Raw genomic sequence first — 11,245 nt, 5'->3', positions numbered from 1 at the left:
AGCCTCTTGTGCGTGAGGTTCTCATTCAACTGGCCGATCATCATGTCAACGATGCGGCTCAGGTCGGTGTTCGTCAGCGAGTTGAAGATAATGATCTCATCCAGCCGGTTGATGAATTCCGGATTGAAGAGCCGCTTCACTTCCTGCATGACGGCGTCTTCCATCTTCTGAGCCGTCGCTTCTTCGCTCGGCCCCTGGAATCCAAGACTGGTGTGCTTGGAGAGGAACCGGGCGCCGATGTTCGACGTCATGATGATGATGGTGTTCTTGAAGTCGATGGTGTTGCCAAGGCCATCGGTCAGATGACCGTCTTCAAACACCTGGAGCAGAATATTGTAAACGTCGGGATGCGCCTTCTCGATTTCGTCGAGCAGGATCACCGAGTACGGATTGCGTTTCACGCGCTCCGTCAGCTGTCCGCCTTCCTCGTATCCAACGTAGCCCGGAGGCGAACCGATCAGCTTCGATACCGAATGCTTTTCCATGAACTCGGACATATCGAAACGGATCAGCGATTTCTCGCTGCCGAACAGGAACTGCGCCAGCGAGCGCGCCATTTCCGTCTTTCCGACGCCCGTCGGCCCGAGGAACAGGAACGATCCCGCCGGACGATTCGGCGACTTCAAGCCTGCGCGTGAACGCCGGATGGCGCGCGCCAGAGCATTGATCGCCTGATCCTGGCTGACGATGCGGCGATGCAGTTCTTCTTCGATGCGCGACAGCCGCTGCATCTCTTCTTCTTTGATCGAATTGACCGGAACGCCCGTCCAGCGCGACACGACATCCTCGATGTCGGCTTTCGTCACGACACCCATGCTGGTCGTTTCGCTGATGTTGAACTTCTCGCGCACATTGCGCAGGTTCTCGCGTTCGAGCTGTTCCTGATTCTTGTAGTGCTCGGCCTTCTCGAAATCCTTGCTGGAAATCGCGCTCTCCATGCGAGCCACGATGAACTTGATGCGGCGCTGGATGTCCGTCATCTCCGACGGCAGCGTGGCCTGGCGCAGCTTCACGCGGGCGCCCGCTTCATCGAGAAGATCGATGGCCTTGTCCGGCAGGAAACGATCCGGAATATAGCGGTTCGAGAGATACACGGCGGCTTCGATCGACTCGTCCACGTAATTCACCATGTGGAATTTTTCGTAGCGCGGCTTCACGCCCTGCAGGATCCGCACGGCTTCGTTCTCGCTCGGCGCTCCGACTTTCACAGCCTGGAAGCGGCGTTCGAGAGAGCGGTCCTTTTCGATCGACTTGCGGTATTCCGCCGGCGTCGTGGCGCCGATGCACTGGATCTCGCCGCGCGACAGCGCCGGCTTCAGGATGTTTGCCGCATCGAGCGAGCCTTCCGCCGAACCCGCGCCGACCAGCGTGTGCAGTTCGTCGATGAACACCACGGTGTTCGGGTTGTCGACGAGCTCTTTCATGATCGTCTTCAGGCGCTCTTCAAACTGGCCGCGGTACTTGGTGCCGGCGACGATCAGCGAGAGATCGAGCACCAGGATGCGCTTGTCCGCCAGAAACGACGGAACCTCGCCATCCACAATCCGCTGCGCCAGACCTTCGACGATCGCCGTCTTTCCGACGCCCGGATCGCCGATGAGGACCGGATTGTTCTTCGTCCTGCGGCACAGGATCTGAATCACGCGGTCAATCTCCTGGTCACGGCCGACCAGCGGGTCCAGAATCCCGTCCATCGCGGCTTGTGTCAGGTCGCGGCTGAATTCGCTGAGAAGCGGGGTTTCCTTCGGCTTGACGAGCGTCTGGCGGTCGACCACCGAGCGCGCCAGTTCCTCACGGATGGCATTGAGCCGAAGCCCGCGCTCATGCAGGATTTCCGCCGCCACGCACTTTTCTTCACGAAGGATTCCGAGCAGCAGGTGCTCGGTGCCGATATGACGATGATTCAGGCGCTCCGCCTCTTCGGCGGCATACGCCAGGATTCGCTTGCACTCGTTCGAAAGAGGTAGATCAATGGAGGTCGAAACCTTTTCGCGAATCGTGGTTCGGCCCTCAATCTCTTTTCTAATACTTTCGATCGAGGAATGATTCCGTAGGAAACGATTGGTTAGGTTTTTATCTTCGCGGATCAACCCCAGCAGCAGATGCTCGGTTTCAATCGTGGTACTGCCAAACTGACTAGCCTCGTACCTGGCGAAGAAGATAACCCTCCTGGCTCTTTCAGTGTATCTTTCGAACATAATTTTTTGATTCTCTCAAATGCCTGTTACTGGCTCATCTGATTGTAAACGAAGCGCCTAGGTGGAACAATGGGAATATCAGGTCTATTCATTCCACGCTCATTCCACTTTCTTGAAAACGCCACTGTCCAATTCCCAAACCTCGTCACATTTGACGGCAATGCGATCATTGTGAGTCACGATGATCGAAGTCAGCTCCCTTTCCCGGTGCAACTCCCTGAAAACCTCGAATATATGCTCGCCGGTCCGATGGTCCAGGTTTCCTGTCGGTTCGTCTGCTAATAAAAGCTCCGGATTGCCGATTAATGCCCGGGCGATGGCCACCCGCTGCTGTTCACCGCCTGAAATCTCGCCAACTTTATGGTCGAGCCGGTGCGATAACCCGACACGGTCAAGAATCTGGCGCGCGGCGGCCTCCGTCTCGGCCCGGTTGTCGCCCCGGATGAGTTTCGGCATCATGGTGTTCTCGAAGGTCGTGAATTCCGGCAGAAGATGATGGAATTGAAAGACAAATCCCACATGGCGGTTGCGAAATCGAGCCAATTCCTGTGCCGTCCATCCGAAAATATTCTGATTTTTAAAGAGCACTTCTCCCCGGGTCGGCGTGTCCAAACCACCGAAAAGGTGGAGCAAAGTGCTCTTGCCAGCACCCGAAGGGCCAATTATCGAGACCAGTTTCCCGCGCTCGACGGCAAGGTCCAGGCGGTCGAAAACCACCACCTCGGAGCCCGGGGTTTTGTAGATCTTGCTAAGATGGCGGGCTTCAATCAATGGGACTCCGGTGGGAAGGAGTTGGGGAACGGCACATTCCCCGCCTTTCCAAGGCGGGGTGGCTGCGCCATCAAAAAATGGGCCCGTTCCTGAGCGGCGCAGACGGGGCGGTTAGGAAATTCCATCAAACTCCCCGCCTGCAAACGAAATAAGGTGCGCTGCGCGGTTCGTTGATAACCACCCCGCCCTCGCGTTCTAACCGTTTGATCGCTCGGGCACCCCTCCTTGAAAACGGAGGGGAATGGGGACGTCTCAGAATGCGCACGGCAGCGCGCCACCTTATTGAAATGCCCGCACGCGAAGCGCGCGCTCCTTTCACTCATACCGCAATGCTTCCACAGGCTGCAGCTTCGACGCCGCCGCCGAAGGATATAGCGTGGCCAGGAAACTGATCAAAATCGCTACCACGGCAACAATTGCCGAATCCAGCGGCGCCGCCTTGAACGGCACGTAGGCAATCGTGTAGATATCCGGCGCGAGGCTGATCAAATGATACTTGTCGGCGAGCCGGCAGACCACCTGCCCGATCACCACTCCAAAAAACGTCCCGATAATTCCGATGATCACGCCCTGCAGAATAAAAATCCGCCGGATATTCTGATGGGTCGCGCCCATCGACAGCAGGATCGCGATGTCCCGCGTCTTCTCCAGCACCATCATGATCAGCGTCGCCACAATGTTCAGCGCCGCCACCAGCACGATCAACCCGATCGTGATGAACATCACCAGCCGCTCGAGCTGCAGCGCCTGAAAAATCGACTGATTCAACGTCTGCCAGTCCGTGAAATCCAGGCCATGATCCACCTTATCCACAATCCGCCGGCCGATCGCCTTCGCCTGATAGATGTCGTTCACCTTCACATCGATCACCTGCACCACGTCCCGCAGACCCAGCAACCGCTGCGCGGTATCGAGCGGCACGTAGACCCATGAACTGTCATAGTCATACAGGCCCGACGAAAACAATCCGACCACCTGAACCAGTCTCGAACGCGGAATGTCGCCAAGCGGCGTGACATGCGTCTCCGCCGTGATGATCTGCAGATGATCGCCCTTGAAGGTCCCGAGTTTCTTCGCCAGCTCCTTCCCGATAATCACCGAATCGCCATGAAAATCGTTCAGACTGCCCTCGACCATATTCGAGGACAACGCCGACATTTTGCTCTCGCGTTCCGGAATCACGCCCTTCATCATCACGCCGCTGCTCGACGCCGTGCCCGACAACAATACCGTCTGATAGATCGCCGGCGCCGCCGCCACCACGCCAGGCACCTGCTCAACCTGCTCCAGAATCGGCATGTAGTCGGGAATGGCGTGCGACCGATCCTTGGATTCCAGAGACACATGCGGCTGAGCGCCCAGCAGTTTTTTCTGAAGATCGGCGCGGAAACCCGCATTGATCGCCAGCGCGATGATCAGCGCCGCAACTCCGGCAGCCACCCCGACAATCGAAATCACCGTGATCAGCGAGATCACCGCCTGCTTGCGCTTGGCTCTGAGGTAGCGAATCGCGACTAGGAGTTCAAACTTCATAAAGGTAGGCCGCAGATGACGCGGATGGGCGCATTGAGGGTTTTTATGCGCCCATCTGCGTCTTCCGCGTCATCTGCGGCCTCATTCTGCCCTCAAATGAGGGAACAGTATCACGTCGCGGATCGACGTCGAATTGGTCAACAGCATCGCCAACCGGTCCACTCCAATACCTTCGCCCGCCGTCGGCGGCATGCCGTAACTGAGCGCGCGGATGTAATCCTCATCCATTTCATGCGCTTCCTCATCGCCGCGTTCCCGCGCCTGCAATTGCGCCAGGAAACGCTCGCGCTGATCGATCGGGTCGTTCAACTCCGAGTATCCATTGGCGATTTCCATCCCGCCGATATACAGCTCGAAGCGCTCGACCAGGCTCTTGTCGCTCGCCTTCTGCTTCGACAGCGGTGACAGCTCCAGCGGATAGTCATATATGAAAGTCGGCTGCACGAGGTGCTCTTCCGCGACCGCCTCGAACAGCAACCCCATCAGACTCCCGAGCGGCAGCCGCGGGTCGAAATCGGTATGCAGCTTCTTCAGCAGTGTCTCTACGGCCATACGGTCCGAGACGTCAACAGGTTCCGGAGAAAATTTCTGGATCGCCTCTTTCATCGAAAGCCGCGTCCATTTGCCGAAATCGATCTCGTAGTCGTCGTACTTGATGACCGGCGAGCCGCAGACCTTCTCCGCGATGCCCTTGAACATCTCTTCGGTGAGATCCATCAACTCGGTGTAGTTGCTGTAGGCCTGGTAAAACTCGAGCATCGTGAATTCGGGATTGTGCCGGGTGGAAATGCCTTCATTCCGGAAAATCCGGTTCAGGTCGTAGACGCGATTCAATCCGCCCACGATTAGACGTTTGAGATACAGTTCCGGCGCGATCCGCAGATAAAGCGGCATATCAAGCGCATTGTGATGCGTCCGGAACGGTTTGGCGAGCGCGCCGCCGGCGATCGGATGCAGAATCGGCGTCTCGACCTCGAGATAACCGCGTTCGTCCAGAAACCGCCGCAGCTCCCGCACGATCAAGCTCCGCTTGACAAAGACTTCGCGCACTTCCCGGTTGACGACCAGATCGACATACCGCTGCCGGTAGCGGATCTCGACGTCTTTCAGGCCGTGCCACTTCTCCGGCAACGGAAGGAAACATTTCGCAAGAAACACCACTTCCGCCCCCAGCACGGTCAGCTCGCCGGTACGAGTGCGGAACAGGATGCCTTCGACGCCGATGAAGTCGCCGATATCGATCAGTTTATAGAGCTGGAAATCCCGCTCTGGAACCTGATCCTTCTTGATGTAAACCTGCAGCTGGCCCTCGCCGTCGGATAAGGTGATAAAGCCTGCCTTGCCGAACGGCCGGTTCGTGAGAATGCGGCCGGCAACGCGAACCTTGACCGGATTGTGTTCGAGATCCTCGCCGGTTTTCTCCGAGAACTGCTTCGCGGCCGCCGCAAGAGTGTGCGTGTATTGATAGAACGTCGGATAAAGATCGTAGCCGAGGTCCTGAATCTGTTTGAGCTTCTGAATGCGTACCTGTTCGAGTGGATCCATAATTTTGTGCGCTTGCCCTGCGGCTATTTTATGCTGCGCGCTGTCGCGCTTGCCCTACCGGCTATTGTATGCTGCGCGCTGTCGCGCTTGCCCTACCGGGCCAATTCCTTTTTGATGCTGTCCAGAATTCCGTTGATGAACTGCGGCGATTCCTGCGCGCTGTACCGCCGCGCGATTTCGATGGCTTCGTTGATGACGACAGTCGCGGGCGTCTCCTTATCGTGGAGGAACTCCTGCGTCGCGAGGCGCAACAGATTGCGATCGACGGTCGCCATGCGATCGAGGCGCCAGTGCTCCGCATGGCGCTGGATCATCCGGTCGATGTGTTCGACGTTGTCGATGGCGCCGGTCACGAGTTCCCGCGCAAAGTCCACCACTGACGTCGGCTCGTCCGGATGGTTCTGGAAAAACGTCGCGGCAATCTGGTCGATCGCGTCGTGCGTGATGTCCCACTGAAACAGCATTTGAAGCGCGTACTCTCTGGCTTTGCGTCGTGGTCCCATTGTCATTAATTTACGGCTGGGCGCTATCGCTTGATGTTTCGCGCTTCCGCGCTCACGCTTCGCGCGCGCTTGCGCTGCGCCTAAATCTCACGCAGAACATGAATCATCTCGAGCGCGGTCCGCGCGGCTTCGGCGCCCTTGTTGCCCGCTTCGCCCGACCGCTCCATCGCCTGTTCGACGGTATCTACCGTCAGTACTCCGAACCCCACCGGGATTCCGGTTTCCAGAGCCACCTGTTGCAAACCCAGACTCACCGCCGAACTGATGTATTCGAAGTGCGGCGTATCTCCCCGCATCACGCAGCCCAGCGCAACGATCGCATCGTACTTGTCCGACTCCGCTGCGCACTTCGCCGTCACTGGAAGCTCAAACGAGCCCGGCACCTGAATGATGGTAACCTCTTCATCCTTCAGCGCCAGTTTCGCGCCTGCAATGAGCCGGTCCATGATCAGTGAATTATATTCGCTGGCAACGATCGCGACACGGTTCGACATTACTTCCTTTTAAAGTCCGGGGCCCGCTTTTCGAGGAATGCTTTCGTGCCCTCTTTCATATCTTCCGTCGTGCACGATAAACCAAACAAGGCCGCTTCCATCTCCATCCCGCGATCAAGCGCTTCGAGACAGAATCTTACCGCCACGGGCGCATTGGCGATAACCTTCTTTGCGATTCCCTCCGCAGTGCGCAGCATTTCCGCCTGCGGCACCACCTGGTTGACAAGCCCGATACGCAGCGCCTCCGCCGCGGGAATCATCTCGCCGGTAATCAAAAGCTGCGAAGCCTGACCGCGGCCGACCAGCCGGCTCAGGCGCTGGGTGCCGCCGTATCCGGGAATGATGCCAAGCTTCACCTCGGGCTGTCCGAACATCGCATTGTCCGATGCGATGCGGAAGGTGCAGGCCATCGCCAGCTCGCATCCTCCACCGAGCGCGTAGCCGTTGACCGCGGCGATGACGGGCTTGCCGAGGCTCTCGATGAAATCGAAGATCGCCTGCCCCGCGAGCGAGTAATCGCGGCCTTCGACCGGAGAGAGCTTCGCCAGTTCGTTGATATCCGCGCCTGCCACAAAGGCTTTGTCGCCGGCGCCGGTGAGGATGATCACGCGGACAGAGGCATCGGACTTCGCCTGCGAGAAGGCGGCGTGGAGCTCGCTCATGGTGTCGGAGTTGAGCGCGTTCCGGACCGCCGGCCGGTTGACGGTGATGGTGGCGATGGAGGCGTCGGTGGTGTAGAGAAGGTTGTTGAACATAGTTGTTTGAGGTGTGCGCGTTTTATAAAAAGGAGCGCGCTGCGAGTTAACGTTGAGACCTGTACACGGCTCTGCGCGGCCGTTTCAATAAGGTACGCGCTTGCGCGCATCCTTTACTAAACTGACTCGATTTCAACATGGCGTGTGAGCGACCCCCTGCCGCCGCGAAGCGGCGGGCAGGGGGTCGCTCACACGTCATCTTCAGGCAAGCCGTTTAGTAAAAGGCCGCGCGCAGCAGCGCGCCACCTTATTGAAATGCCCGCGATGCGCCATGCCCAGTCCTCACACTCCCCCCGCGCGCGCTCCTTCCCCCCTAAAACAGCGCCCTCGGCTTCGCCGGATCGCTGTAATCGTAAAACCCTTTCCCTGTCTTCTTCCCGTGATGCCCCGCCAGCACCAGCCGCTTCAACAGCGGCGGCGGCGCGAACCGCTTCTCCCGGAACTCCTCGAACATGATATTGGCGATGTAATACGTGGTCTCGAGCCCCACGAAATCCAGCAGCGTGAACGGCCCCATGGGATATCCGCATCCCAGCTTCATGCCTTTGTCGATATCCTCGACGCCTCCCACGCCTTCTTCCAGCGCCCGGATCGCATCCAGGAGATACGGTACCAAGAGACGGTTCACGATAAACCCCGAGCGGTCCGACGTCCGGATGGGCACCTTTCCAATCGTCTCGGCAAACCTCATCGCATCATCCATGACCGCCGGCGCAGTGGTGATCGTCGAGACCACCTCCACCAGCTTCATCAACGGTACCGGATTGAAGAAATGCATCCCGATGAAGCGGTCCACCCGTTTGGTCGCCGTCATCATCTCCGTGATCACCAGCGACGATGTGTTACTCGCAAAGATTGCGCCCGGCTTGACCACCGCGTCGAGGACGGCGTAAGTCTCCCGCTTCACGCCGAGGTTCTCGGTAATCGCCTCGATCACGATATCGCAATCCGACAGATCCTCGAACTTTGTCGTGCCCTTCAGCCGCGATATCGTCTGGCTCCGCTGGTCTGCGGTCATCGTGCCCTTCTCGACAAACCGCCCCAGCGACTTCTCGATCCCGGCCATTCCCTTCTTGAGAAAATCGTCCGCCACTTCCTTCACGACGGTCGGATATCCTCCCATCGCCGCGACCTGCGCAATCCCTGATCCCATCAAACCGCAGCCCAACACGCCGACTTTCTGAATCGCCATTACAAGGCCTCCACAATGATTGCGATCCCCTGCCCGCCACCGATGCACGCCGATGCCAGGCCGTACTTCTTCTTCCGCCGCTTCAGCTCATACAGAAGCGTCATCACCAGCCGTGTGCCGGTGGCGCCGAGCGGATGCCCCAGCGCGATCGCGCCGCCGTTCACATTCACCCGATTGCGGTCGAGTTCCAGCGCCTTCTCGACCGCCAGGTATTGCGCCGCGAATGCTTCGTTCACCTCGACGAGATCGACGTCCACCAGCGTCAAGCCGGCTTTCTGAAGCGCGATCTTCGAGGCCGGTACGGGCCCGATGCCCATGATTTCCGGCGAGACTCCCGCGATCCCCCAGCTCACGATGCGCCCCAGCGGCGCCGACTTCGCGCGATCCCGCGTCGTCACCACCACGGCCGCGCCGCCATCGACAATCCCGCTCGCATTTCCCGCCGTCACATAACCGTCTTTGGCAAAAGCCGTCTTCAATTTCGCGAGACCTTCCATCGTGGTGTCCGGACGCATGTGGTCGTCTTTCGTGAACTTCTCGACCGGCGTGACTTCATCCTCAAACCGGCCGGCTTCCCATGCCGCAGCCGCCAGCCTCTGGCTGCGCAACGCGAACTCATCCTGCAGTTCGCGCGTGATGCCGTACTTCCGTGCCAGGTTTTCCGCGGTCCCGGCCATGGTGCAGCCGCAATACGGATCGTAGAGCGCGACCATCAGTGAATCTTCCAGCTTGCCCTGGCCGAGCTTGAATCCCCAGCGCGCGCCTCGAATCACGTGGGGCGCCTGGCTCATCGACTCCATCCCGCCGGCGAGCACGACACTGGCTTCGCCAAGCTCGATTAACTGCGCCGCCGAAATAATCGACTGGATTCCCGAGCCGCACAGCCGATTCACCGTCAACGCCGGCACTTCCACCGGCAAGCCGGCTTTCAAGGCCACGTGACGCGCGCCGTAAATCGCATCGCCGCTGGTCTGGAGGGCGTTGCCGAAAACCACATGGTCGAAATCCTTCGGCTCGAACTTCGATTGCGCGATCGCGGCCTTCGACGCGATCGCCCCCAGTTCCAGAGCGGACAGATCACGGAGTGCGCCGCCGTATTCACCCATCGCCGTCCGCTTGCCAGAAACGATCACAATTTCTTTCATTAGAAAATTATATCTGCCGGGCTAAACTTTTTGTTTATGCTTGCCGTTTACGTGGAGGTTTATCATGAAACGATATCTTGTATTCCTTTTACTCGCCATCGCGCCCATCGCGTTTGGCCAGGAGAAAAAAGCTGCTGCGCCTCCGAACGCGGCGAAACTGCCGCCCGGCGTGTACGCGCATTTCTCGACGTCGCTGGGCGATTTCACCTGCGAGCTGTATGAAAAGCAGTCGCCGGTCACGGTTGCGAACTTCATCGGCCTGGCGCAGGGGACAAAGACCTACACCGATCCGCGCACCAATAAAAAGACGACGGGAAAGCCGTTTTTCGACGGCACGCTGTTTCACCGCATCATCGATGGATTCATGATCCAGGGCGGCGACCCGCTCGGCACTGGTACCGGCGGGCCCGGCTACGAATTCAAGAATGAAAACGCGCCGGGCCTCACGTTCGACAAAGAAGGGCGTCTCGCGATGGCGAATGCCGGGCCAAACACTAACGGCAGCCAGTTCTTTGTCACGCTCGCGCCGGTGACCCAGCTCAACGGCGGGTACACCATCTTTGGTCAGGTAGTTGAGGGTATGGATGTCGTGCACAAGATCGGAAAAGTTCCGGTCAAGGCCGGTGGGGGTGGCGAGCGCAGCAGCCCGACGACTCCGGTCATGCTGAAAAAAGTCACGATCGAAAGGGTGAAGTAGAAATGGCGACACTCGCGCGCTTCGAAACGACGATGGGGAACTTCACGGTCGAGCTGTTTGAGACGGAAGTTCCGAACACGGTGGGCAATTTCGCCAAACTGGCGGAGAAGAATTTCTACGATGGCGTGATTTTTCATCGCGTGATCGACGGATTCATGATCCAGGGCGGCGACCCGACAGGAACCGGCCGCGGAGGCCCCGGGTATCAGTTCGCGGACGAGATCCATCCGAAACTGAAGCACACCGGGGAGGGGATGCTCTCCATGGCCAACGCGGGACCGAACACCAACGGGAGCCAGTTCTTTATCACGCTCGTCCCGACCCCACATTTGGATGGGAGACATACGGTGTTTGGAAAGGTGTCGGAGGGGATCGAGGTCGTGCGGAAGATTGGAAAGACTCCGGTTGGGCC

11 protein-coding genes are annotated in these 11,245 nt (G+C 58.6%); 2 read left to right on the top strand and 9 right to left on the bottom strand.

From position 1 onward, the window contains the following. The 9 genes from VGK48_29215 to VGK48_29175 form a co-directional block, all read right to left on the bottom strand. A partial coding sequence (locus VGK48_29215) for an ATP-dependent Clp protease ATP-binding subunit (protein ID HEY2385275.1) occupies window positions 1–2,198 on the bottom strand: 2,198 nt, incomplete at its 3' end. 99 nt (window positions 2,199–2,297) lie between these two features. Continuing rightward, a complete protein-coding gene (locus VGK48_29210; GenBank protein ID HEY2385274.1) occupies window positions 2,298–2,969 on the bottom strand; it encodes an ABC transporter ATP-binding protein in 672 nt (223 codons plus the stop codon). A gap of 315 nt (window positions 2,970–3,284) precedes the next feature. Continuing rightward, window positions 3,285–4,502, bottom strand: a complete 1,218-nt coding sequence (locus VGK48_29205) for a lipoprotein-releasing ABC transporter permease subunit (GenBank protein HEY2385273.1) — start codon at window positions 4,500–4,502, stop codon at window positions 3,285–3,287. A gap of 81 nt (window positions 4,503–4,583) precedes the next feature. Then, on the bottom strand, window positions 4,584–6,047 hold the full coding sequence (gene lysS / locus VGK48_29200) for a lysine--tRNA ligase (protein HEY2385272.1): 1,464 nt from the start codon (window positions 6,045–6,047) through the stop codon (window positions 4,584–4,586). Between the two features lie 92 nt (window positions 6,048–6,139). After that, a complete protein-coding gene (gene nusB / locus VGK48_29195) occupies window positions 6,140–6,550 on the bottom strand; it encodes a transcription antitermination factor NusB (protein ID HEY2385271.1) in 411 nt (136 codons plus the stop codon). 80 nt (window positions 6,551–6,630) lie between these two features. Beyond that, a complete protein-coding gene (ribH, locus tag VGK48_29190; protein ID HEY2385270.1) occupies window positions 6,631–7,044 on the bottom strand; it encodes a 6,7-dimethyl-8-ribityllumazine synthase in 414 nt (137 codons plus the stop codon). Beyond that, window positions 7,044–7,799 carry an enoyl-CoA hydratase-related protein gene (locus VGK48_29185; GenBank protein ID HEY2385269.1) on the bottom strand — a complete coding sequence of 252 codons (756 nt, stop codon included), beginning with the start codon at window positions 7,797–7,799 and terminating at the stop codon, window positions 7,044–7,046. Before VGK48_29185 ends, ribH begins: the two co-directional genes overlap by 1 nt. A gap of 313 nt (window positions 7,800–8,112) precedes the next feature. Next, window positions 8,113–8,991, bottom strand: coding sequence for a 3-hydroxybutyryl-CoA dehydrogenase (locus VGK48_29180; protein HEY2385268.1), 879 nt, complete (start codon window positions 8,989–8,991; stop codon window positions 8,113–8,115). Then, a complete protein-coding gene (locus VGK48_29175; protein HEY2385267.1) occupies window positions 8,991–10,136 on the bottom strand; it encodes an acetyl-CoA C-acetyltransferase in 1,146 nt (381 codons plus the stop codon). Before VGK48_29175 ends, VGK48_29180 begins: the two co-directional genes overlap by 1 nt. A 64-nt stretch (window positions 10,137–10,200) precedes the next feature. Here VGK48_29175 and VGK48_29170 point away from each other — a divergent pair, with 64 nt between their 5' ends. Both VGK48_29170 and VGK48_29165 read left to right on the top strand, forming a co-directional pair. Beyond that, a complete protein-coding gene (locus VGK48_29170; GenBank protein ID HEY2385266.1) occupies window positions 10,201–10,833 on the top strand; it encodes a peptidylprolyl isomerase in 633 nt (210 codons plus the stop codon). Between the two features lie 2 nt (window positions 10,834–10,835). Continuing rightward, window positions 10,836–11,245, top strand: a 410-nt coding sequence (locus tag VGK48_29165; GenBank protein ID HEY2385265.1) for a peptidylprolyl isomerase, incomplete at its 3' end; no start/stop codon positions are given.

Source organism: Terriglobia bacterium (assembly GCA_036496425.1).
GTDB lineage: Bacteria > Acidobacteriota > Terriglobia > 20CM-2-55-15 > 20CM-2-55-15 > 20CM-2-55-15.
Note: the sequence above shows the minus strand (reverse complement) of the source record. Positions and strands in the feature narration are given on the sequence as shown.

Excerpts from the sequence above, each read along its gene's own strand:
- VGK48_29205 (HEY2385273.1), bottom strand. The coding sequence starts at position 4,502 with ATGAAGTTTGAACTCCTAGTCGCGATTCGCTACCTCAGAGCCAAGCGC.
- lysS (HEY2385272.1), bottom strand. The coding sequence starts at position 6,047 with ATGGATCCACTCGAACAGGTACGCATTCAGAAGCTCAAACAGATTCAG.
- VGK48_29170 (HEY2385266.1), top strand. The coding sequence starts at position 10,201 with ATGAAACGATATCTTGTATTCCTTTTACTCGCCATCGCGCCCATCGCG.
- VGK48_29180 (HEY2385268.1), bottom strand. The coding sequence starts at position 8,991 with ATGGCGATTCAGAAAGTCGGCGTGTTGGGCTGCGGTTTGATGGGATCA.
- nusB (HEY2385271.1), bottom strand. The coding sequence starts at position 6,550 with ATGGGACCACGACGCAAAGCCAGAGAGTACGCGCTTCAAATGCTGTTT.
- VGK48_29175 (HEY2385267.1), bottom strand. The coding sequence starts at position 10,136 with ATGAAAGAAATTGTGATCGTTTCTGGCAAGCGGACGGCGATGGGTGAA.
- ribH (HEY2385270.1), bottom strand. The coding sequence starts at position 7,044 with ATGTCGAACCGTGTCGCGATCGTTGCCAGCGAATATAATTCACTGATC.
- VGK48_29185 (HEY2385269.1), bottom strand. The coding sequence starts at position 7,799 with ATGTTCAACAACCTTCTCTACACCACCGACGCCTCCATCGCCACCATC.